This is a genomic window from Bacillus sp. BD59S, from assembly GCF_007363175.1.
Lineage (GTDB): Bacteria > Bacillota > Bacilli > Bacillales > Bacillaceae_G > Bacillus_A > Bacillus_A pacificus.
Window position 1 is genome coordinate 5,160,573 of the sequence record NZ_CP034686.1, and the last position, 25,736, is coordinate 5,186,308.

17 protein-coding genes are annotated in these 25,736 nt (G+C 33.1%); 3 read left to right on the forward strand and 14 right to left on the reverse strand.

What is annotated here, in order from left to right:
* Positions 1–92: 92 nt before the first annotated feature.
* From EKQ63_RS29070 to EKQ63_RS29125, 12 genes are all read right to left on the reverse strand, one after another.
* Positions 93–692 (reverse strand): TasA family protein, encoded by a 600-nt coding sequence (locus EKQ63_RS29070; RefSeq protein WP_088328126.1) that lies wholly within the window; start codon positions 690–692, stop codon positions 93–95.
* Between the two features lie 258 nt (positions 693–950).
* Positions 951–5,192 carry a S8 family serine peptidase gene (locus EKQ63_RS29075; RefSeq protein ID WP_097851741.1) on the reverse strand — a complete coding sequence of 1,414 codons (4,242 nt, stop codon included), beginning with the start codon at positions 5,190–5,192 and terminating at the stop codon, positions 951–953.
* Between the two features lie 401 nt (positions 5,193–5,593).
* Positions 5,594–6,235 carry a response regulator gene (locus EKQ63_RS29080; protein WP_143881736.1) on the reverse strand — a complete coding sequence of 214 codons (642 nt, stop codon included), beginning with the start codon at positions 6,233–6,235 and terminating at the stop codon, positions 5,594–5,596.
* Position 6,236: 1 nt separating this feature from the next.
* On the reverse strand, positions 6,237–8,069 hold the full coding sequence (locus EKQ63_RS29085) for a GAF domain-containing sensor histidine kinase (RefSeq protein WP_041184609.1): 1,833 nt from the start codon (positions 8,067–8,069) through the stop codon (positions 6,237–6,239).
* A 708-nt stretch (positions 8,070–8,777) separates the two neighbouring features.
* Complete coding sequence (asnB, locus tag EKQ63_RS29090; protein WP_087996904.1) at positions 8,778–10,604, reverse strand: asparagine synthase (glutamine-hydrolyzing); 1,827 nt, start codon at positions 10,602–10,604, stop codon at positions 8,778–8,780.
* Between the two features lie 535 nt (positions 10,605–11,139).
* Positions 11,140–13,545: a PAS domain S-box protein gene (locus EKQ63_RS29095; RefSeq protein ID WP_087996874.1), complete on the reverse strand. Its 2,406-nt coding sequence runs from the start codon at positions 13,543–13,545 to the stop codon at positions 11,140–11,142.
* Positions 13,546–14,224: 679 nt separating this feature from the next.
* Positions 14,225–15,625, reverse strand: a complete 1,401-nt coding sequence (gene hblA / locus EKQ63_RS29100; RefSeq protein ID WP_087952661.1) for a hemolysin BL regulatory component HblB — start codon at positions 15,623–15,625, stop codon at positions 14,225–14,227.
* 375 nt (positions 15,626–16,000) lie between these two features.
* A complete protein-coding gene (gene hblB / locus EKQ63_RS29105; protein WP_000591969.1) occupies positions 16,001–17,128 on the reverse strand; it encodes a hemolysin BL binding component B in 1,128 nt (375 codons plus the stop codon).
* Between the two features lie 36 nt (positions 17,129–17,164).
* Positions 17,165–18,385, reverse strand: coding sequence for a hemolytic enterotoxin HBL lytic component L1 (gene hblD / locus EKQ63_RS29110; protein WP_000714435.1), 1,221 nt, complete (start codon positions 18,383–18,385; stop codon positions 17,165–17,167).
* Positions 18,386–18,446: 61 nt separating this feature from the next.
* Positions 18,447–19,766 carry a hemolytic enterotoxin HBL lytic component L2 gene (gene hblC / locus EKQ63_RS29115; RefSeq protein WP_000850152.1) on the reverse strand — a complete coding sequence of 440 codons (1,320 nt, stop codon included), beginning with the start codon at positions 19,764–19,766 and terminating at the stop codon, positions 18,447–18,449.
* 1,054 nt (positions 19,767–20,820) lie between these two features.
* Positions 20,821–20,979 carry a Phr family secreted Rap phosphatase inhibitor gene (locus EKQ63_RS29120; protein WP_000721405.1) on the reverse strand — a complete coding sequence of 53 codons (159 nt, stop codon included), beginning with the start codon at positions 20,977–20,979 and terminating at the stop codon, positions 20,821–20,823.
* Positions 20,979–22,079 carry a response regulator aspartate phosphatase gene (locus EKQ63_RS29125; RefSeq protein ID WP_000217985.1) on the reverse strand — a complete coding sequence of 367 codons (1,101 nt, stop codon included), beginning with the start codon at positions 22,077–22,079 and terminating at the stop codon, positions 20,979–20,981. The genes EKQ63_RS29120 and EKQ63_RS29125 overlap by 1 nt, the downstream gene beginning before the upstream one ends.
* A gap of 546 nt (positions 22,080–22,625) precedes the next feature.
* On the opposite strand from EKQ63_RS29125, the gene EKQ63_RS29130 reads away from it, so the two are divergent.
* Positions 22,626–22,826, forward strand: a complete 201-nt coding sequence (locus tag EKQ63_RS29130) for a helix-turn-helix transcriptional regulator (RefSeq protein ID WP_000903071.1) — start codon at positions 22,626–22,628, stop codon at positions 22,824–22,826.
* Positions 22,827–22,831: 5 nt separating this feature from the next.
* A complete protein-coding gene (locus EKQ63_RS29135; RefSeq protein WP_000964481.1) occupies positions 22,832–23,125 on the forward strand; it encodes a hypothetical protein in 294 nt (97 codons plus the stop codon).
* Positions 23,126–23,738: 613 nt separating this feature from the next.
* Here EKQ63_RS29135 and EKQ63_RS29140 read toward each other — a convergent pair.
* Complete coding sequence (locus EKQ63_RS29140; protein ID WP_087952290.1) at positions 23,739–23,993, reverse strand: SunI/YnzG family protein; 255 nt, start codon at positions 23,991–23,993, stop codon at positions 23,739–23,741.
* Positions 23,994–24,251: 258 nt separating this feature from the next.
* Here EKQ63_RS29140 and EKQ63_RS29145 point away from each other — a divergent pair, with 258 nt between their 5' ends.
* Complete coding sequence (locus tag EKQ63_RS29145) at positions 24,252–24,983, forward strand: M15 family metallopeptidase (protein ID WP_143881737.1); 732 nt, start codon at positions 24,252–24,254, stop codon at positions 24,981–24,983.
* 330 nt (positions 24,984–25,313) lie between these two features.
* On the opposite strand, the gene EKQ63_RS29150 is transcribed toward EKQ63_RS29145, so the two are convergent.
* Entirely contained in the window at positions 25,314–25,718 is a 405-nt protein-coding gene (locus EKQ63_RS29150; RefSeq protein ID WP_000494392.1) for a DUF3221 domain-containing protein, read from the reverse strand.
* Positions 25,719–25,736 lie beyond the last annotated feature (18 nt).

The window sequence follows — 25,736 nt, forward strand, 5'->3', positions numbered from 1 at the left end:
CTTTACCATTCACGATAAACTCTTCAATTTTAGTACCGTTCTTTTAATCGAATACTATACGTCTTAAACATACAGTATACAAATCATTACACTTACTTTTCTTCACCGCTTGCTTGCATGGAATTAAACGTCCAATTTAATTTCAATGCATCTCCTTGAAATACATTTTGGTCTTCACCACTATCTACAAATGTGAACATTACATAAAAGGTATCATCATCACCAGGAGCAAGTCCATTTCCTTCTCGATCTACAATACCTTTCTTTACAAGGTCAGGAATACTTCCATTTTCCGTAGCTACCTTTAATTCAGATAATGTAGTAGACCAAATTGGAACCTCATTTTTATCCAAATTCCACAAGAAGTCCACACGGATATGATCACCAAAATCAACATTTCCATTATCCCCCTTCGCATCGATTACACTGTAATCTGTCAGGAGTTTCACATCTCCTATTGCTAAGGTTCCTTTGTTAACTAATTGAAAACCACGCTCCATTTCATCACCCGGTTTCAGATTGTCGACATTGATAACCACTTCAGGATTTACACTCAAATCTAAAGTACCCGCTGCAAACGTGTTTTGTGATACTTCCTTATCACTAAAATACGCATATGTTCCCCCACCAATTAAAGATAAGCCCAGCGCTGCAGTTATAACACCCATACCAAGTTTTTTCTTCATGCTCATTTCACAAGTCCCCCTATTTTTAAAGTTCAAACTACAATCCTTATTTCCATCCCACAAACAATAATCATTAAGCAACTACCTTGTTCCATAACGAAAGTAAATACTCTTTAAACTAGTTACTTCACGTACCCCAACGACTATTACTTTTAAAATAACCGGTAATGTTACCGTATTTCATTACCGGTTATTTGTTAGCCAATCTCATTTCATTTACTATTCATTGTCTGATTGCATTATTTACTCTAAAAGTTTGTCCACTTATTTTTTTGGTTCTAAGCCAATAGAACGTAAGATTTTATCTAATGTCACTGGCCCTACATTTTCTTTCGGTTTCTGATTTTCTTTAGCATCTGGACCCTTTTTCAAGAAGTTTTTCTCGATAAAACGAATATCTGTTTCATCTACAACACCATCTTGATTTATATCTCCATCTTTTACAGATACTGTTCCTTTTCCATACGATAAAGCTGCTATTCTAGCATCTTGAATATCAACCATTTTATCGCCATTTACATCACCTGCAGGGTTATCATCTATGTCAGCTCTAAAGTTTTGTCCTACTAATTCTCCATCCTGCATTTTCCCTATTTTTGTTGTTAATTTACTATTTAAATGACCTGGCATTTCTACGAAAATATCATATTCTTTATCGCTTACTGGAACACTATGAATCTCAAAATGCCCGTTATCATCAATCGTTCCTGTATATTTCTTTCCATCCTTGCCGACTGCGTACACTTTTGCTCCTAGTTTTGTATAGTCTTTCTTACCTAAATAGCCCTCTTCATTCAAGAAAGCTTCCGGACCAATATATCCTGTAACCGTTGAATGTTTCGAAACAATCGCAAAAGATTTATCTTTAAACACAGGAATCTCATTGCTTTCTGTTGCACCAACTTTTGTATAAGAGAACTTATCTACTCCAAATGCAGTTAAATCATTAAAGTATTCATCACTCGTCATCTCGAATGTAACATCTAAAAATGGTGTATCTCCATCTAATCCTTTAAATTCTTTTCCTTCCAATGACGCGCCAACTTTTACCTTGTTTTCCCAAGCTCCTTCTTCACTTACCTTCGGATCTTCTAATTTAAGGTTCAGTCCATGTTGTTTTACATATTCCGTAAGTGCTGGATTTGGTTTCACATCTGTAAATTTAAAGAGCTGCTTGTAATAAGGAATTTCAAATGTACCTGACATAAGCTGTTTTACATTATTGAGATTCAAAGTTAACGTAATTTTTTCACCTAATTTTATTTTATCTTTGTCATAACTTGGAACAGCGTATTCTGTCCCTTCTTTTACAAAGACATAATCTTTATATCCAGTTGCCATATTCCCCGCAGTGGCAAGGTCATATCCAAATAATCTTAAATTTAACGGCTCATTTATTTCCTCTGGAAGTACTCCAAATTTAAAATCACCATTTGCTTGAATTGTATTCAACCAACCTGATGGGAAGGCTGAGTTTTGATAATATACAATTTGATTCGCTTTTTGATCATACTGCAAGCCTTTTGCTTTTAATGCATCTACTGTAGAATCATAAATATTACCATGCACCCATAATGCATGTTGGCCGTCTTCTTCTTTAAACATAGAATCATTTACTTCGTGTATACCAGGTTGTACATCCTTAAATTTCATTTCCGGTATAACATTATCAATGATAATGCTATCGCCTTTTGTATACGATTTTCCTTCCTTATCATATCCAACGAAGTTTAATTCGTAATCTCCATCAGGCAACATAACAGGTTTATCCCCAATTGGATGAGCTGGATCCCCTGTAAATGGAAGTACATACCCTCCCATACCAGAAAACATCATATATTCAACATTCGGTGTTAGACTACTTGCATCAAGTGTACCAACGACTCCTAATGCCTTCCCTGTCTTACGGTCCTTCACAACTGCATCAATAGTTTCAAGAGGACTATTTACTTTAAATGTCAAAGGCGAACTTGGTCTCTCCATAAATGGATGGAATTTCGATGCATCTGTTGCCATTGCATCTCTCAGTAAATCTACAGACGCAATCCCTTTTTCTGTGAATTTAACTGCAAATGGTACTTGATATACTTCTTTTTCATTGCTTTTATTTGAAATATGAATATATCCCTCATATCTACCAAATTCAGCGTTATCTGGAATGATAATTTCAGGGCTAATTTCTTCTGATGTACCAGGAGCTACTTTAATAGAATCTTTTACGTTTAGCTTCACACCATTCTTCGCTGCATCTTGCACACCTACACTTGTAGGTGAAAACTCCACTTCTAATTTAAACTCTTTCCCCTCTGTTTTACTGCTGTTCTTTATTAAGACTTTTCGACTATCTTTAATAGGTCCATTTTCGAGTTGGTTTTTATACCCAAATGCAATAGAACCTGTTTTTTCTTCAATTTCTACTTCTTCATCATCTACAACGTTGGATGTTTTATCGACAACCTCGATAGATGTATCCGCATGAACTGCACGATATGCATCAATTCGTCCTGAGCCCACTTCAAATACAGAACGCTCTTCTTTTAGGTCAACCGCGGTATTCATAAGTGCTTCTTTTACTTCAAATGGACTATAGTTTGGATGTTCTTGTAAAATGAGTGCTGCAACTCCTGCAGTATGAGGAGTTGCCATAGATGTACCTGACATACGTCCATACGCTACCGGATAATTTTCTCCATCCTTTGGATCATTAATATATTCAGGGACAGTTGAGAAAATAGACACACCTGGTGCTACAATATCTGGCTTAATATCATCTGTTTTAGTTGCAGGACCACGGGAGCTAAAATCAGCTAAGTGATCTCCCTCTGTTTTTATATTACTAAGTTCCCCAAACGCTAACGACACATCTCCTTGTACAGCTTTTGCTTGTAATTTCTCACCATCTACTTTTGTTAAGCGGAACGAAGGAATAGATGAAGTACTTTCCCCAAGATAACTTGTAATTTCCCCATCTACATTGTTATATACAATTACTGCCTTTGCACCTGCTTCCTTAGCATTTTTAATTTTTTCATCAAATGTAATCTCACCGCGTTGGATAAGAGCTAACTTCCCTTTCACATCTTTCCCTGTAAAATCACCTGATTTCCCAAGCCCTGTATATACAACCGATAAGGATTGTCCTTTCAAATCTTCAATCTTATCAGTAAAGCTTTTTCCAAGTAGCATCATCTTATCTACATGTACATCACCTGCATCGGCGGAAAACGTTGGGATATTCATTGCAGCGTCACTGGCTCCAACTGTAATTGGAAGTGCCGCTGCACTAGGTGATCCAATGGTACCTTCTCCCGGACCACTATTACCGGCTGCTACTACTGTAACAACACCAGCTAACATCGCATTGTTCACTGCGACAGAGGTAGGATATAACGGATCATTAATAGATGCTCCTAGTGATAAATTAATAACATCCATATCGTCTTTCACTGCTTTATCAATCGCAGCAAGAATACCGCTTGTTTGTCCACTTCCATATGGACCTAATACGCGATATGAATATAAATCTACATCTGGAGCAATGCCCTTCACTGCATAATCCACACTATTCTGTTTGTCTGCAGCAATTGTCCCAGCTACATGCGTACCATGGGATGTATAATATGCACTTCCCTCATAAATCTCAGGATATCCTCCAGAATTTTGCCAATCCTTATACGTTGTCTCCATTGGATCAGCATCATTATTAACAAAGTCCCATCCTTTTATTGAGTTCGGATCTATTTTACTCGGATCTTCACCTTGTTTTGCACGATACCCTTTATATGCATCTTTCAAATCCGGGTGGTTGTAATCAATTCCTGTGTCCAGTACACCTACCTTAATTCCTTTACCTGTTATTTTTTCATCATGCAGCTTGTCCACACCAATTTGCGGTACACTATCTGCCATTTTCGGTTCAACAGCAGTCTTAGCTGTGTCTTTCGGCAAATCAATTTTAACCTCATGATCTTCCCATACGCGCTTAACAATACCGGTACGAACTAAGTCTTCGATCATATTTGCTGGTAAAGAAATCGCTACACCATTAAAAGCATTTTTATATTCTCTTGTTATCTTTGCAGATTTTACAGTTGTCCCTTTCTCTTTATTCTTTTGAAGCTGTTCAAGCTCTGCTTTAAATCCTTTATGTGATGCTTCTACCTTTTGTTCCGCATTTGAAAGAGCTACCTTTTTCCCTTTAGCCGCTTGTTTTAGTACTTCAATTTTGCTAGGTGCTTGCTTAAATTCTATAATTACATTCACATTATCAGGACTTGCTGTATTGATACCTGGCGAAATAACAAAACCTGGTTTTGTATCTAACGTTTTTAAGGCATTACGTTGTTCCTTTGTAAGGCTTTTTAAGATAGCATTTGCATCATCAATTCCAGTTAAAGTAGATGTATTTACCTCTTCCGCTAATACGTTATATGGAATTCCTTGAGACAATAACATTCCAACTGTTAACGTTCCAATAAGAATCTTTCCAAATTTCCCTCGTTTCATATTGCATCTCCCCATTATACATATTATTTTTGAAACAAATTGATTCTTACATTCCTATTTAGCATTGGAAACTCTATTAATCTTAATCTTTTGTATCATGAAAGATTTCCAACACTACTACCATCCCCATACCTCATATAGCTAATCACTCACTTTACTCTTTCTATAAGAGCCCCTATCATTTATTCCCAACAAAAGATTTTCACAAAATGAATTATTAACAATATTAAAATGTAATTCCATTTTTATTATTTCACATTTTGATTATTCTGAAAATTAAACAAAAGGAGTATCTTTTCTGTAAGAATTCTATGCCTACATAGTACAAAAGAACTACCTTGTCCTTTATTCTTTGTGATACAGAATAAAACGACACGATAGTTCTTTGATAGATTTCTTATTTAATCTAGCGGAACCAATTGATTTCGTACTGCATAAATCACTGCTTGCGATCGACTTTTTACATTTAGTTTTTTAAAAATTTTATTGATGTGTATTTTAACTGTTTTATCACTAATATATAAAACTTCAGCAATTTCTTTATTACTAAGTCCTTTTACTAGTTCAAAGAGAATTTCCTTTTCACGTTCCGTCAGTTCATTTTCATTTGATTCTACTTTCATTTTTTGCTGATGATATGTAATTAATTTTTTAGTCATACGCGGATGAATAACTGAATCACCTCGGTATAACATTCGAATTGCTGCTATTACCTGCTCTGATGAGGAATCCTTCAATAAATAACCATCAGCACCGGCCTGAAGTGCATCCATTAAATACTCATCATGTTCATACATTGTAAACACAAGTACTCGGCAACTCGGATAATTTTTCTTCACTAACTCTGTAACTTCAATCCCATTTTTCCCTGGAAGATTAATATCCATCAAAATACAATCTGGTCGACATTTTTCTACTTTTCCCAATACTGCATCCCCAGAGCTAGCTTCTCCAACGACTTTCATATCAGATTCGTCCTCTAGTATGCTCCGAATTGCATCTCGTAAAAAAGCATGATCATCTACTACTAATATTTTAATCATTTTACGCACCCCTTGTTTGTGAATCTGGAATTAACAGTGTAATTTCTGTCCCTTTCCCTACAGAACTATCAATCTGTAAAGTAGCTCCTAATTGGTCAGCTTGTTCATTCATATGTAATATACCATAATGTGGCTCATTCTTTGTTTTAACCATAGACTCAAATAGTGAAAAGCCAACTCCATTATCCTTAACCCTTAAAAGCACGTGCTCACTTTGATAACTGAGTAAAACATCAGCCTTTTTTGCTTGTGCATGTTTTACAATGTTTTGCAAACTCTCTTGTAATGTATCAAATATAACTCTTTCTTTTGAAAAACTAAGCGCACGTGCATGACCTCTTTCATGATAGGTAATGTCTAGTTCATATTCTTGTTTTAAAGATTTTATTTTACTTGCTATTGCCTGCTTAAGACCTAATTGTTCTGTCGGATATGGTTTTAAAGCATAAATTGAATAGCGAACTTCTCCTAGGCTTCCTCTTAAATCTTTTATGCTTTTCTCTACTACTTGCTGCATATCTTTTGATTTATCACGGTATTTTTTCTGCGCGGATTCTAGTTGGAATATCACCCCGGCTAATGTTTGCGCAATACCATCGTGAATTTCACGGGCGATTCTATTTCTTTCTTCTAAGATCATTCTTTTTTCCTGTTCAGAAATCAATATCCTTGTTTTAACAACGTTAGCTAATTGGTTAGAAAATGTAGCTAACGACTGTACATCCTCCGGAAAGAAACCTGCATTTCTACTTTTCCCTGCAACAAACATTCCGACTAATTCATCATTTACTATAAGAGGAAAATATACAAGTGAGCGTATAACACTATCAAATATTTCATCTCCAGGAGCCGTACCAATTTTCCAATCATTCAATACAAGATTTTTAGAAAGTTCCTCAAACCCCCTTAACTTTTCTGAATCATCAGGTATATCAGCGCAGACCTTCCCATCTTTTAACAGAATATTCCAGTTCTCATCATCTTTTGTCCAAATTACATATGCTTGTATGCCAAAAAAACCTTTAAGTGCTTGTTTAATATGTTTCAAGTTTCCTCCGGTTAATCCTCGACTAATTTCGGTCGTAATAAGAAATAACTCATATAATCGTTCCTTCTCCATCCTTATCCGTACAGAAAAAGAACTAATAACAGAAGTTGCTACAAGTGGAAAAAAGAAAAACAGTACTGTAATCTCGTTTACCTCCACACTATATGTACTAATTAATACGTGCATCAGTGCCGAATAAGAGAAACCAAAAGTTTCGCAAAGAAATACCGTTACAGTTTTTTTATACCACTGATGGATTGAATATGGCTGCGGAAGGAGTATCATTAACAAATCGTAAAAACGATTGTTGAAAAAACAAAAAAACACGCAAAATAATAACAAAGATATTAAATTTTCATACAGAACTGATATATCTATCGTAGTAATGAATAAGGACATACATTTGTTTGAAAACCATTCGGCCAAAATCAAACTTAGTGCATGCTGAGTACTATTAAATAACATTCTTTGTATCGGTGAACGACGATGCAGGTGAATAATTAGCGTTACGAGTACAATAGCAATAATAGTTATATGGATTCCAAACTGCCAATTCATAGCGTAAATGATCGGAAAGGTAAGCGAACTAGTTCCTCTCCAAAATCTTACAGGAAAATACTCTGCGATCCCCATAAATAGTAACAACAATATGAGTATTGTTGGATGAGAAGGGATTTTAATTTCAAGTAAAGATATAGTTATAGTAACCAAACCAAGAAAAGAAATAAAATAAAGATAAGTACTAGCAATCTTTTCTCTCATAAAGATAGAATTTACATCTTTCAAAACAACCCCTTCTTTCTTTATAAAAACTTCATTTTCTCTATTATCCAACAAAAAACCGGCACTGGCAAAATGGAAGAACATCCACTAGCCAATCACCGGCTGTGTACTGCACCTAAAAAGGCAAGACACAATACTAGTATATATTAGTTTGTAAAGTTTACCCATTAGTCAAATGGTGTAATTGTACATACTTTTAGACTTAAGTCTACTAGTACAAAAGATGTATACGCAATTCAAATTTTGATTCACTAAAAGAATTCTAAGAAAAATAGGAAGGCAATCGTAAATACTTATCTATATTAATTTCATCTAAATCCTTAGGTTATGCAGGTGTCAAATACTCCCCATCTAATATTTGCAAATAACCCATGAGATAATCTCCTTATATAATAAATATGAAGTTTAACACTTTATATTTATTGAAGAAAAGACGATGCATACAGTAATCAAATCTAATTAACATATCATTTGATTATCGGTAGCGAGTTCAAATAGACTTCCTACTCTCAGAAAGGAACCACCAATTCATATTATTTCCTCTATTTCTATGTTTCTTATTTGATCCTAATTGACTAAATGATTAGGGTTATTGCAAATCAAAATAATAAAACCGCATCTCCAATTGTTAGATAACTATCTAATACATTGAAGGTGCGGTTCACTTAGGTCATTGATGTTTCAGCTATTCTCTTTATTTGAAAATTACATCTACCATACTAATTTAATATTATATTCCTGAAGCCAACCATTAACTTGAAGTAAATAATCTATTATACCTCGTGCATCATTACCTGAAATTACTTCGTCTTTTCCTTCTGCAATAGCACGGACTCTTTCTACATTAATTAATGGCAAAATAGGTGATTCAGGATCGTTCAACACATGTAACATCCTTTCACTAATACCTTGTAGATAAGAGGCATCCTTTGTGCTTGGATATGCACTTTTTTTGCGATAACGTACATCCTCTGGAAGTACATTTTCAAAAGCTCGACGTAAAATACCTTTTTCAATATTGTCTATACTTTTCATTTCGAATGGGACATTCCATAAGTATTCTACAAGCCGGTAATCGCAAAATGGAACTCGTACTTCAAAGCCATTCATCATACTTGTGCGATCTTTTCGTTCTAGCATAAATGGCAAGAAACGTGTAATAAACATGTAAGACATTTGACGTTGCTTCCTTTGCAGATCACTTTCACCTTCTAAAAAGGGAACCTCAGCAACCGCATCTTCAAATTTTTGTTTTTGGTATTTTTCAGGGCTAATCTTCGCTTTAAAATCCTCTGATAAAATTTCTGTACTATACCATAAATTAACACTCCAAGGGAATATCTCTGCATCTAAAAACTTTGCTTGATGGAACCATGGATATCCTGAGAATACTTCATCTGCAGATTCGCCTGAAAGTGCAACTGTTGCGTCTTTTTTCATTTCCTTAAATAGCAAATAAAGAGACGTTTCTAGTTCTCCAACCCCTGGTAGATCACGCGCTCGCATTGGAGTTAATAAATACTCTATTAAACTATCTGATCCTAACTCTATAGAGTGATGCTTTGTTCCTACATATTCAGCCACACGTTTCACCCAAGGTTCATCACGATCAAAACGAAGGAAGTCTTGCTCAAAGTCTTTTTCATCATTGATGAAATTCAGGGAATATGTATGAAGGCGTTCCCCTTTATTCCCAAATTCATTTCCTGCTAAACCTGTTAAACCACTGGAATCTAAACCTCCGGAAAGCATAGATACCACTGGTTTATCAGCAATTAACTGACGTTTAACCGTATCTTGTAAAATGGAGCGGATTGTCTCGACTGTTGTATCAATATCATCTACATGTTTTTTACTTTCAAGTTTCCAATACTGTGTCGTAGTCGAGCCATTAGAGGTAAACGTCATATAATGGCCAGCACGCACTTCATGTATATCCTTGAAAATAGCATGACCAGGAGTACGTGTTGGTCCAAGACAGAATATTTCAGAAAGTCCTTCTTTATCTACTTCTGCATCTACAAGCGGGTGCGAAAGTAAAACTTTTAACTCTGAACCAAAGAGAATTGCACTCCCTCTTTGAGCGAAGAATAAAGGCTTCACCCCTAGATGATCACGACCAAGTATCAATTTCCCAAATCTTTCATCCCAAATACCAAAAGCAAAAATCCCATTTAAGTGTTGAACACAATCTTCTTGCCATTCTAAATAAGCATGTAGTAATACCTCTGTATCAGACTGTGTCTGAAATTCATGACCTTTCTCCTCAAGTTCTTTACGTAATTCTTGATAGTTATAAATTTCTCCATTAAACGTAAGACCAATCGTATCATTTCCATCTTTATACAGCATAGGTTGAAGGCCACCTTCAGGATCAATGACGATGAGACGTCGATGACCTAATGCCGCTCGTTTTGAAAACCAATGCCCCTCTGCGTCAGGTCCTCGGTGAATGATAGCATCTGTCATTTTTTTTAACGTTTCTTGTTCATTAGACAAGTCTTTAGACCAGTCTATCCACCCTGCAATTCCACACATAGTGTCTACCTTCTCTCAAATAGTATAGAAATCGACTAAAATCAGATATCAGTCGGTTTTTCGTAAAAAAATCCGACTAAAAACATCTTTTAGTCATGTTTATATAATAAAATGAATCGAATGAAAAATCAAATAATTCAATCGATAAAGAAATCACTTTCCCATTTCGCTTGAGTTCTCATCGTCCGATATATAGTTTTCAGGAAATTGCTATTTTTAAAATTAGGGATGGTGATATATAAATATACTTATTGAATTAATAATAAAGCCTTTGAAAATAACTTAACCAAAATTAGTTAAAAAATGTATTACAAGTAAAAATTAGAAATGTTTTAAGTGGAATTACGATATTAAAAACAACCTTTCTTTTGGTATTGGTACTAAAGAAAGGTTGTTTTTATAACAGGATTTTTCAAGTGTCTATTCTATAGGGTACATTTTACCAGTGTTCTTCTCTTTATTATTTCATTAAGTGTCAATAACATTACATTACATTTTGTATGGTTTCTTAAAAAATTTCAGTAAAAAGAATATATTAATTTTGAAGTGTGCAAATAGGGAGAGTGACTTCAACTATAGTCCCCTTATTCACTTCACTCTCAATAAATACCTTTCCCTGATGTGTTTCAATGATTTTATAACAAATCATTAACCCTAAGCCAATCCCCTCTTCTTTAATACTATAAAAAGGTTCTCCGAGGTATGGTATACGTTCTTTTGGAATCCCACACCCTTGATCGATAAAACGAATGCTTAATTGATTATTATCAAGTATATTTAATTGAATCAGAATTTCCCCTCCCATCGGCATAGATTCAATTGCATTTTTTAATATATTAACAAATACTTGTTTTAATTGATTTCCTTCACATGAAATCAATGGAATACCAGGGTTAAGGTCGATTCTAATTTTTATATTATTCATCATTGCTTGAGGTTGTAGTAGCATTAAAACTTGATCCATTAGCACACTAATATCATTAGGTTGTATTTTTACCACCTGTGGTTTGGCTACCGCCATAAATTCAGTTGTAATGCTCTCTATACGCTCAATCTCTGATGATACTATATTAATATAACCCTGATTATTCTCATTTTCCGTTGATTTTAGTAATTGCATGAACCCTTTCATTGCAGTTAATGGATTATTAATCTCATGAGCCATTACAGTCGCTAATTGTCCTACAACAGCAAGTTTTTCAGATTTTCGTAATAATTCTTCTGTTTTTAGCCGTTCAGTGATATCACGAGAAATACTTAGGAAAACTTTTTTACCATTTAAGTTAAAAACACGAACACTAAACTCAGTTGTTATTATTTTTCCTGTTGGAAAAACATATTCATCTTGCAAAGTGAAGGAAGTTTGTCCTTTTTTAATTTTTTCTAATAACCTTACGATTATTTGAGAATCTTGTGGTACTATATTTGAAAATGATAATGAGAGCAACTCTTCTCTACTATACCCAAATCTTCTACACCCAACAGGGTTTACCTCAATAAATCGACTTGGAGCATTATCTTCATTCAGCTCTACTACATATACCGCATCAGTTGCTTGTTCGATTAGTGCACGGTACTTCATTTCACTATCTCTTAATTGCTGGTGTAATCGATGCCGCTCTCTTTCTGCTTGTTTTCTTTCAGAGATGTCTCTACAAATTGCTGATAAAGCTATCACATTCCCTCTTACATCTAGTATAGGAGAAACTGTCAGACTGACATCAAGAAGACCCCCATCGCTCCGTTGTCTAACAGTTTCTAATCTAGTAACCACAGATTCACCCGTTAGAATTTTCTGAATATTTTCAAGCGATTCTTCCATTAAAAAATCTGGTACACAAGGTAATCTCTTACCTATGATTTCTTGCGATGACCACCCAAATATCTTTTCATAAGCTTTATTGGCTTGTAAAATATGCCCTTCTCGATCAGAAATAGTAATAGCATCTAGATTGTGCTTTATAAATGATTCTAATAATTCTTTGGTAGCGCTTAATTCTGATTCTACCTTTTTCCTTTCGGTTATATCAACTGTAGAACCAACAACTTCAATAACTTGTCCATTTCGTTTAATCGGCCTAAGCGCAATAAGAATAATAGTTTTATCATTTGGCCAAGGTAATTCAAATATAATTTCTTTTCCTTCCCATGCCTTAAGATAGTACTTCATCAATTGTGGAACTAAATGTGGAGGAACAATAGAAGCATCAATAGTACGTAAGCTTTTTCCTACCACCTGTTCAGAATAAAATCCGTTTTGATAATAAAACTGTCCATCACATAAAGTGTGTATAAAGTGCTTACCCACTTTTTTAAATTTAAAAATTCCTCCTTGAAGCTCATGTACGGTATCTGTAAGTTCTTGCTTCGATTTTTTTAATTCTCGATTCATTTTAGATAAGTCCTGTGTTAAATAATACAATCTCTGGTAGGCTTCCATAAGAAATAGCCCAATTAAAAGCCCTAACGCTATATATAATAAGCCTCCTGTGTAAAGTAATGTAGTATTAAATAATACGCCAACTAACCACTTTATTCCAATAAAAACAGAAAAATAGAAAGATGCACTTTTAAAAGGATCTAGTTTTTTAAAATAAGTTTTAAAAGTAGAAAATAGAATTCCCATACATAAATAAGCAATCACAGGGGGTTCCCAATACCCTCCAATGTAAAAGATACGCATTACAATTATGCTAATTAACGTAATCCAACCAGCAATACGACCAAAGTAAATAAAAGATAGAATAAGAGGAACAACTCGAAGATCGTAGGAAAATCCCATGTATGGAAAAGAAAAGAACATTAACGTAACTGCAATAATCCCTCCATAGAGCTTTTCGAAATATCGACTAGAATTACTTGTAAACACTTGAATAAATATTGCTGCGCTAACTAATAAAGAAAAAATAGAAAGGTTGATGAAATAATCTTTAATAATCATGTAATGTCCCTCCTTGCATTAAGTGTATTCGACAAAAAAGCTAAAAATCCTACAAATTGTATAAACAGTTCAAATGCATAAATTTTAAACTAGGATAAAATCTAGAAAAGTAAATAAGGAGCACAGCAGATGAGATATTTTAATGAAAAATAGTTAAAAAAAGATAATAGTAACCGTTGACTACTATTATCTTTTTTCTTTAAGTTATCGTAATATGTCTGAAACTTTAAGGGACGTGGTATGTCATTTCATGGAATAATGATTATATGCTGAGTCATGAATATAGAAATTTCAGCAGTAATTTTTGAAAAATAACATAAAAAACAAAACTATCTATGAAAATGGAAAAAATCTATATGAATGTCAACTAATCTATGTACAAAAACGTTCACTTAATTTTGCATAAAATTACTCCCCTTAGAAAGCTAAGTAGTTCTTCAAGTTCGATAAGAACACCTGTAGATGCTTCAGGATAACTACATAATTGTATGAGTAATGTACTTGAAACCTTTCGGTAAAACCATACACATAATACAACTAACTCCTTGGGTTCAATATTTACTTTTTCGCTGAACAAATTCTTTTTCTTGAGCAAAATATTCTAGGATATAAGGAGATTTTTCAATTAACTTGGTGTCTAGTTTATTCTCCAGCTCCAATTACTTCGTTACTTTCAGATTCAGTTCATTATATTTTGTACTTTGTCTTTATACACAACATATTCTTTACCATCCACTACTGCTACTACCGCAAATTCATCATTTGGATTGAATGAAAGCCAATCAGCCCACATGCTAGTATTAGCCCCCCCACTCCACATATTATGAACAGTGTTTTTAGTTAAATTCATAACTTTATAAGACGCATTTGGCGCATTTGTTCCAGTCTTTATTTCAAAAGTGTATGCGTTATGAATTTTTTTATAAAAGTAGAAAATGTTTGATGGACGAAGCTGATTCAAAAAATCCTGTTCTTTTTTCTCTGCAATTTTTATCCCTTCTTGCAAAGTGACAACATCTGTTTTTAATGTTTTCCAACTGTTTTTCGCTGCATTCAAGCTAGGGGTTAAGAATTTATATTTATTTTGATCAACTTTTTGATCAGCTTTATCAATATGTCCCAGTACACCCGAATATTGAGAATCTAAATCCTCCCATTGCGTAGACATATAAGTAAGAGCAGTGATAGCACTATCAAGCATACTATGCATATCACTAATATTATGAAATGCAACTCCAACTACACGATTCAATGTTATTTTATAATCTACAGTCTGACGCAATTTTGCTAATTCAGGTTCTAGCCAACCTAACTTACCTCTTGCATCACCTATCATTATGCCACCAGCAATCAAGGTTGGAATAAAGGGGATTTTCACCATGTCTAACCCCTTAGATTCTATGTCTTTCTGATATTTTACTTGTCCTAAAAGGTCCTCTAGACGCTTTTGGTCAGCCTCCACATCAGCACCTTGGTTTTTTAAAATCGATTGCAATGTCTCTTTATGACTTCCAAATGTTCTAACATCTTCTCCAATAGCATTTTTTAATTGAATTAATTCTTCTATTAATGCTTTTGCAGACTTTTGATTTTGTTGAATTCCTCCCTGTAAATCTGTAATCCCCTTTTTTAAAGTATCTCCATTTCCAGTATTGATCGCCTCTACTAATGTTTCATAATAATTTTCAAATTTTGTATCGTATTCTATAATGCCTGTCAATGTATCAAAAAGCTGTTTTTTTACTTGTGTATTCCATGTAACAGCATGTGCTCTTGCATTCTTTTGATCTTGTACAATTTTACTAGGTAAATCTGCATTTCCATTAATAGTTATTCCTTCAAAACTCACATCTGGATTATTAATTAGCAAATAAGAATATTCATTCATAGCTTTTGCAAATAAACCAGCATCTTGCAAAGCTTTTTTCATCTGTTCTTCATTTGCTGAAAGAGACATATTTTCAGTGTTCGTTTGTTCAATTTCAATTGCAAAAGTTTCTAGTGGTATGACTGCATAAGTAGTTGTTATAGTTAAAAACGCTGATACAGCGAGTAGTTTATTAGGGATTTTTTTCATCATTTCGTATTCCTCCTATATAAGGTATGGTTTCAAGTTCTAATCTTATTAAAACGCGATGTCTTTCAAAATGAGTTCTACATCTTTTATCAGTATCGTTTAAACTTTCTTTAGCAGCCTTCAAATTATTAAGTAGTAAAGAAAATGTATATAATCTGCTTCAAATTAACCAATTCTGTTGCAAATTTTAAAAAAGCAATTAAACTACAAGGTTATTTTTTATTTGAATCATACTTATATATAATTGAAAGGCGAAGTCTTTAATGAGACTCCGCCTTTCTGTTATATAAGGATTTATTAATTATTACTTTTCTGTTTAACAGTGTAATCATAGACTTTCTATGTTTTAGTTCACTTTACAACAGAATTAATATTTCCCTATTTTTGTGGAGTAACAGTTTCCACTTTTAATTCCTTTATTCCTTCTTTTAATGTAACAGCATCTGTTCGTAATGTTTTCCAACTGTCTTTCGCTGCATTTAAATTAGGTTTTAAGAATTTAAATTTATTTTGATCGGCTTTTTGAGCTGCATTCTCAATATGCCCTAGAACGCCCGAATATTGAGAATCTAAATCATGCCACTGCGTGGACATATAAGTAAGAGCGTTAATAGCATCATCAAGCGCCTTGTGCATTTCATTAATATTACTGTAAGCAACTCCAACTACACGATTTAAGGTTACTTTATAATCAACGGTCTGACGTAATTCTGCTAATAAAGGCTCTAACTTACCTAAATTATCCCTTGCTACTCCCACTATAATACCGCCAATTATTGGTAGACCCAAAATAGCGCCCTTCATTACATTAAACCCATCAGATTCTAATTGTTTATAATAGTTTACTGATCCTAATACTTCTTCTAGACGCTTTTGATCGGCATCAACATCTGCACCTTGATTTTTTAAAATTGATTGCAAGAGCTCTTTATTACTTCCAAATGCTCTAACATCGTGTCCAATAGAGTCTCTTAATTTAGTTAATTCTTCTATTAGTTGTTGTGCATACTTTTGATTTTGTTGAATTTCACCTCGTAAATCTGTAATCCCTTCTTTTAAAGTTTCTCCATCCCCTGTATTAATCGCCTCTATCATTGTTTCATAATAATTATCAAATGTTGTATCGTATTCAACAATACCATTCAATGTATCTAAAAGCTGTTTTTTTACTTTCGTATCCCAAGTAACGGCATGTGCCCTTGCATTCTTTTGATCTTGTACGATTCTACCAGGTAAATCTACATATCCATTAATGGTAATTCCCTCAAAATTCACATCAGGATTCTTAATTAACATATAAGAATAGGCATTCATAGATTTTGCAAATAATCCAGCCTTTTGCAAGGTCTCTTTCATTCTCGCTTCATTTGCAGAAAGAGCCGTATCTCCATTGTTCGTTTGTTCAATTTCACTTGCAAAAGTTGTTACTGGTGAAACTACATTAGCAGTTGTAATAGTTAATAGCGTCGATACAGCGAGTAATTTGTAAGGGATTTTTTTTATCATTTCATTTTCCTCCAATTTAGGTTTTAAATTTCAGTTCTACTCCTGTTTAAAAGCAATATCTTTTGAAATGAATTCTGCATCTTTATGAATATCATTCCAACTTTCTTTAGCGGCTTTTAAATCATCTGGTATTAAAGAGAATTTGTGGTCTTGCATAGAATCGATATTATCCAATAAATCTGTATAATTTGCGCCCATTGTATTCCATTGCTTTTGAATATTTGTTAGAGACAATATCGCTTGATCTACAGTCTGGTATAAATATGCCAATGTTTCTTTCGCGTTAGTAAGCGAAAGAACTGCTTGATTAGCACGATCTGCCTTCATACTTAATTCTCCGATTTTGTTAGAAATTTCATTATAGGAGTCCATATGCTTAGATGCTGTGACACCAGCCGCAGTTCCTAGACCGATACCAGCTGCGCCAAGAGCCGAGAGTCCACCAACAACAGCCGGTGTTGCTGTACCGCCAGTTACAACAATAACTACCGCTCCTCCAATAGCTGCAATAACTAAGATAGCTGCTCCCAATCCACCACCAATTGACCATGCTAATACATCATCAAAATGTTTTTTCTGAGTGGAACGAAGTTGCTCAATTTCAGCTTGAAGTTGTGGAATGGTTGCCTGTTGACCTGCTAATATTGCAGTTAATCCACCTTTCCCATCCGGACCACCAACATTATTTTTAAAATCTGTAGAATTTTGATATAGTTTCCCTTTGAAGTCTTGTAGCATCTTAATCACATCTGTAACTTCTTTTGAATTTGTATTGATTGTAGTAATTAAATCATTTATACCCTCTTTTAGACCTGCCTTATCTTTCTTTTGTACAGTTTCTACTAATGTGTCGTAATAATTTTGAAATTGTTCATCGTAATTTACAATATTACGAGCAGTTTTTTGAATCTGTGGCTTCGCTGTATCTAACCAGTAATTCGCATTGATTCGTGACAGCTCTTGATTAAGGTGAATATTTTTGAGCAACTCTCCGCCCTCTGACCCTAAATCGATATTAGATAAATTTACATTTGGTTGCTTAATCATTGTTTTTGCGTATAAATCCATTACTAGAATATGAGACCCTGTTTCAGCCAATGCTTTCTTCAGTCCTTCGGGGCCTAATGCATAATTGCCTACTTTTTGTTCTTGAGCGGTCGTTTCTTGTGCAAATGCATGAATAGTGTTACCGGTAGTAGCAGTTATAACAGTTGCTAATGTAGCTAAAGTTAGTACTTTGAATGGAAATTTTTTCATGACTATTCTCCTTCTTTCGCTAAATGCTTATAATCTTTTTGAATTCTGAAAAAACGCAATATCAAAATTTATATACTTGTTCTTCAAGGTAACTTATTACATTTTTTAATTGTCTTAATGTATCTTTTTGAGACTGCTCGTTAGTTGTATCAACATTAGTAGATAATTTTGTAATGCTATTTTTTATTAGATTTAAATCTTCTTTATAGCGCTTTAGTAGATCAAGTTCTACATCTACTTGATTTGCAAACGTATGCAAATCATTTTGTGTAAGAAGAAGCATTGATTTTTGTAAATCAGCTATTGATAATTTCGTTGTTAAATCATATATTTTTTGATTTTGTTTCTCTAAATCATCTAAATATGCTCGCTGTTCTGCTGTTAATTTATTTACTTCAGCAAAAACGCCAAATGTTTTCTTAATCTTTTCGGTATCAATGACCTTCATCAGGTCATACTCTTGTGTTTTTGCTGCGGCTGCGGCTGCTATTTCACCTTGTTTGCTTTTCTCAATTGCTTCACGAGCTGCTTTTTTTGCTGATTCAATCTCTAGAGCAGTTTTACCTTGCTCTGTTGCTTCTTGCACTGCTTTTTTCTCAGCTTCTAGAATAGAGTTGTTAATTTCTTTTCCTTTGTTATACGCTGCCACCCCTGCTTGAGCAGCTGGTTCAATAATTTCTTTTGAAAGACTATAAACTTCTTTGAATATAGCAAATCCCTGTTCATTTAAAGCCCCTGGTATTAATGCAATTTGCTGTAAATCATTTTGAATTGCTTTTTTGGTATTTAATATTTCATTTTTTAACTGATCTATTTTTCCTGTTCCATCTGTACTTAGTATGCCTTGAGCAGTTGCCACATTGGTATCAAAATCTTTTAATTTTTTATCAAGTTGTAATTTAAGATCTGTTAATTCATTGATTTGCCGTTGCGTATTTTCTTGATTCGTCATAGCCATTTCTTGAAGTACTTCAAGTCTATCCGAAAACCCTTCTCTATCTTCTTTATTGTCTACAAACGATTTTAATGTCGGGTAATAGCTATTAAATTTTGTTACAAATCCTTTACTTTTTGAATTTAATAGAATTAACTGTGGATAGAGTTCCGATGACCATTCCTTCATATCTTGTTTGATTAGGAATTGATTTGTATTTAAAGCTGTGACTTCCTCTAACTGTACATTAGGACTCATTAAAGATTGATCAATATACGTTTGGATTAATTTAGATTGCGCACCTAATTTTCGTAATGAAGAGGAAATATCCATGCCTTCCTGTTGAGTTTCCGCTTGAACGATTGGTGTTGCGAGAGTATTGATAGGAATATTTCCTCCAGTTACAATGGATGTGACTAATAATCCTGTAATTATTTTAGTTTTCATTCCGTACACTCCTTTACCATTGTTTTTATAACTTAATTCATATAACTTGTACGACCTCTCTCTTTGTAAACTGGCTCGGAAGGAGAAATCTTTCAGATAGGGTAATATCGTTATTTTTTACTTCTAATAGGATGTAAGGATTTTACTTATCTCTCATTTCGATACTCTATTTTTTCAAACATAAAAAATTTGTTAACTATATTTGAATCAAGCACCCTATGAATAGTAAATTATTAATTCTTCCCTAGAATTGCGTTTTAACTTACGGAACCGCGAGAATCAATATACCACTACTTACAGTTAATCTTGTCATAACATTGTTTAATTAAAATTCCCTAATATAACTCTCAGTTTTGTCAGCAAACTCCTTACTAGACAACAAAAGGTGAAATTATACTGTACATCGCTTATACTTTTATTGCGGAATAACTTCACTTTTGTTATGCAGAAACTTAGAACACGTTTATTACAAATTTGATTCTTAACCTCTTGTAAATAAATTTACTATTCGGAAAATTATTTTCGACATAATGTTACTTACAACTTCACTATAATTCCTATTAGCGTAACCTTCTCCTTTCTGTCTGGTCATACCAGTTATGTTGTTCATTAAAACATTAAATTTTTAATGCGTAAATAGAAAAATTTTGTCGATTAAGCTCGATAATTTACTGTTAAATAAAAATATGTCCCGAAAAAAATTATATAAATATAGTTATTCGTAAATTTCATTTCTGTAATTGTAATGATTACAAATTAATGTGTATACGGTTAAAAATAACTATTTTCGCTCAACCAAGAAATTTTATTTTAGAAAAAATACTTATAGAATAATATATCCCCATACATGGCGATAGGGTGCTCGTTTTCTATTTATGTATAGAAAAACTTGTCTACTTTTAGACTGTCATCCTACACACAATTATAGTAACGTGAATAGTCCGAAACAAATCTGTTTCGGACTGAGGGTTCAATATTTTATCCACTTTATTCAACGTTTTTATATTTATAGTTAGAATTTTCTGTTTTTTCTAGGTAAAAAAACTGGATTACTTTATTTAATAGATACTCCACCAGAGACACTCAGTTTTGTTGGTGCTGGCGTATCTCCACCATTAAATGAAGATTGTTGTGATACATTTAAACTAATCATACTACAAGCTAATGTACTTACTATTATCGTACTGAATAACACTTTTTTTATTTTTTTCATTACTTTAACGCTCCTTTTCTTAAATGTTTCTTATCAGCATGATTGCTAATATAGAAATACTTGCTCGCTTTAACATGATTATTTGCCTCGTAAAATTGTAGTGCTAAAATCTCTGCATATTCTTTTACACAATCCCACATTTCCTCTTTTTCAAAATAAGAAATGGCATCAGTAACTACTTTTTCTAGTTTAATTCTAGGCAGTTCTGTGATTAGTTCATTTAAAACTGCGAAACGGTGTTTATATTCTTCATTTCCTGACTCATTTGAATATTTCATTCCTTGCTCGATATATGCTCTTGCTGTTTCAACGCCTTCTAACTTATAATATGCTCTTGCTAAGACAAATAATGCTTTAAAATGGTTCGGTATGGTATTTATAATTTCAGAACTCTGTCTAATCGCTAATGGATATAAATCTTGAATATTATATAACCAGCCTAAATTGGATCGTACTCGTAATAATAATTGTTCTTCATCATACTTCTTAAAAACATCAATGACCATATTGAGACATTCTTCCGCTCTTTCAAATTCTCTTAGATCTATACAAGCCAGTCCATATACATTGTCGCACAAAGCGATATTAATTTTATAGCCTACATGATTTAAATATATTTCTTTGGCTTTTACTGCATGTTGAATCGCTTCAAATGGTTGATAAGATTGATAACAGTATGTTGAAAATCTATACTCAAACTCAGCTTTTTCTATTTCGTCAGGTATATCTTTTAAAAGTCCTTCCGCCTTTTCATAGTGTGCTTTTGCCTCAGTATAATTTGCTATAATCGTAGAGTGGATTGCCTTAAAGAAATAATAATAGTAAGCTAAAAATGAAAATTCCTCTTTAATATGAGGTAGTTTTTCTATTTGATTAAAAGAATCTTTTGTAATACTCATTCCATCTACCAAAACTTTATATCTAAAATTCAGTAGGGAATAATAGAATAATACATATTGGTCTGTTTCTATTCCTTTTAAACTTTCTTTTACTTTTAGATATGTTTGTTTTGCTTCTACTACATGATATAAACGAATTTCTTCATACCATTCATGTAATAATTCCATCAATTGTTTATTACTTTTTTCTTGAACAGTCATAATATCCCCCATTTCTCTGTAAAGGCTTATTCTGATAATAACAGGAATTCGATAAATTAAATTTAATCACGATTTTTTTCATAAATATACAGAATATTCTGAATTTATAAGTTGTCCATACTTTTAAATTTGAAAAGTATAGGTAAGGTAGTACAAGTTTCGTTAATGTATTTTTTGATTTTTTTACAGTTTTCTATTAAATACTTCTTATGAGAGGGAGCGTAGGTTTTTGATAAGTATCATAGGAAGCGTAACTTTTCATAAAATGTAGGTTTATAATTCCGCTAAGTAATTATCATAATGAGAGTATACAGATGTATCAAACGAAACTTTTACTTAATCAAATATGATTTTATACTTTCTTAGTTTTGGTTAGGGAAATTTATATACTTTAAAGTAAAGAGCTTTATTTTATAAAGGGGGGAATTTTTGGGGTTATAACTCATGATCTTTTGATCTAAATTTATTTTAAGTGTTGAAAGGTTTGTAAAAAATACTTTACGAATTGTAAAAAATAAATTACAATTTTTCTGAGAGGTGTTCCTATTGTTACATAATAGAATTGTAGTTTGTCGAGCAGAAAAAGGTTGGACTCAAGAAGAATTGGCAAAAAGGGTTGGTGTTAGTCGACAAACTATCGCTACTCTTGAAAAGAATAAATATAATCCTTCTCTAATTCTTGCCTTTAAAATCGCAAATGTATTTGAAAAGCCGATAACTGACGTGTTTGATTATCAGGAGGAGTGAGTCATATGTTGTGGTTAAAAATTTTATTTTTAGTTGTAATATTCATTAGTCAGATGTACGTAATACAATTTCAGTCCAGTGATGAAGCAAAAGACGAAAGAGGGAGAGAAATTCAATATAAAACAAATAATGTGTTGTACAATATCTTATCTGTAGGTATCATTGCCATTTTTATTTTTCAATCAGTAGAAATAATTTCTTTAGAATTTCTACCTGATTTATTATTATATTTTGTGCTTTCATTAAGTGTACTTGGCAGTCTTATTATATTTATCAATAGACACAGCAAAAATTACTAATATAGTGTATTTGATTATGATGAAGGTAGAATGATAACGATGTACAAACTGTATTAGAATGGAGATTTATATGGCAGAGGTAGAATAAGGGGACTTTCAGAATTGAAAAGTATGAATGTTGCGTAAAAGGAATGTAAATTTTTGGGAGTATAAAAATGTATAGTAAATTGAGGGTGTATGCTAGATTATAATGAACAAGAAGTCGGGTGGTTCTGATTCTTGGTGATTGATAGGTCGTAAGGTCATAAAAAGTCTTGTTTTGGTCGCTAAGGCTTTTTTTATGCTGTATTCAGGCATAAAAACCTTGTATATCTCGAATAATTTGCCAAGCTGCAGTACGGGCTTTGTTTTTTCAATTGTAAAAAACATATTTGACTTACATGGCGCGAAGTATGGTGTAACTAATACCGAGAATGGGGTAGCGTTCTACTTTGCTTAGAGAAATGGGATATAGAGTAGTGAAGTGTGATAGAAGTGATAAAGATCTTACTGAAGTGTTAAAGGGGATTTACATTCATTTAGAGTATTTAAAAAAGGTGTAAAGTCAAATTCTATGGATTCGCACCTTTTTATTTAACTTGGACTTTGTTTAAGCCCGTTAATATGTTCATTTTTAAGCGTTTATTGCATTTAAAATTGAAACTTTATTTGTTGTAAATAATACATAATTTTGTTTTACCGTTTTGATTACAATACGATCCGTTGTTCCATATGCAGTGCCAATACGGATTGCACTAGTATCTTCAATACCCGCATAGGTAGCATCTTCAGTAACCTCAATTACATCACGTAATGGAATCGTAATCTTCGCCAATTGCCATGAAATTATTAACTCTTCTTTTGTTTTTTTTACATCAATACCTAGCATTATACCAAGACCTTTCTATAATAGAATGCTACACTTCTAATCTTATTATACAAATTTTTAGATTAAATTTCCATATGTAGGAATAGAATTGGTTTCTACGTGTTAGTATCTTTAGTGTGTCAAACGAATAGGAGGATATACTGTCTTTCTGTTAAGAAATATGTTAAGAACAAAAGTTCACTTCAAATTAATATGAATTTGATATGGTTGTAGTATTATGAACGAGAAACATTAAGAGTGGCAGGAAGGAAATGAATAATGAGAATTAAATTAGTAGGGATTTTTACTTGTATGATTGTGATACTTGGTATCTTTATCGTTTATACCAATCAATCTATTGGTAAAGAACAAAAAACAACAAACTATGAAACCCATGAAAACTCCATAAATAAAGAGAAAAAAGGTACTTCAAATAACATAGCGAGTTCTTTTGCTAGTGTACAAGCTGTAGTTAATAAAGAATCTGGATTGCCTGAAGACTATAAACCGGAAGATTTAGTTGTACCAAATGTACCATTCTCATTCAGTGGAACGCTAGAAAAGAGTTACCTTCGTAAAGAGGCAGCAGAAGCACTAGAAAGGTTATTTGATTTAGCAAGGAAAGAAGGAATCCAGTTGAATGCTGTTTCAGGGTTTCGCTCCTATGATTATCAAAAAAAACTGTATGCAAACAACGTGAAAAGAAAAGGACAAGAGCATACAGATCGCTTCTCGGCAAAGCCTGGACATAGTGAACATCAAACAGGATTAACGATGGATGTTTCTTCTAAAAGTGCAAATAATGAGCTAGAGCTAGTCTTTGCGAATACGAAAGAAGGAAAATGGCTGAAAGAAAATGCGCATCGTGCAGGATTTATCATTCGTTACCCAAAAGGTAAAGAGAGTATTACTGGATACGCTTATGAACCGTGGCATATTCGCTATGTAGGAGATATTGCTGAAATTATATATAAGGAAAAATTGACTTTAGAAGAATATATGAATCTGTGAAAATAGAATTGAAGAATTAAATTGGTTTGCGATAGCAGTAAGGTTGTAAAAGATAGGGTTATGAAATAAGGTATTTCTTAATGCTCTTAAAGGGTATATCATGGGATTGTAAACGATACTACTATTTTAGAGATGAAAGATGGCGAGTAATATCTTTACAGTAATGTGAGATGTAGGATCTTGCGTCAGTTGCAGAATGATAGGTATTAGGTTAATATATGATGGAATCAGAGAGCAACGTAACAGAATATAAATATTACGTATTAGGTTTTTTACTAAATAATAGGGCATCATTTTAATTAGAATGATGCCCTGTTATTTTTGCATAATCTATTGAATTACTTTTTCAATTTTAGGCATTACAGCAATTGGTGGTAAAGATTTGGTCCATGCAGCAGCATAAACATTTAACTGTTCACCTATAGTGTAATTTTCACCATCTGAAATAGGAACCCTTAAAATCTTATTTTGATTTACTAACTCCCACCAATCACTTTGGTAAGCGAGAGCTTCATCTTTTGTAGATGTAGAAGCAACCACTAAATAATTGTTTTCTACTGAAATGACATATCCGGTAAAAGGATCTTGTTCTTGTTTATGAATAGAATAAATAGGTGCAGTGCTTACAGACGCCTTATTAGAATCTGCAAATGCCGGTGTTAATCCGAAAGTAAATCCACATCCTAATGTTAAAGCTGTTACGGTTGTTACTAATTTTTGTTTTTTTGTAAACATAATATATATCCCCCTTAT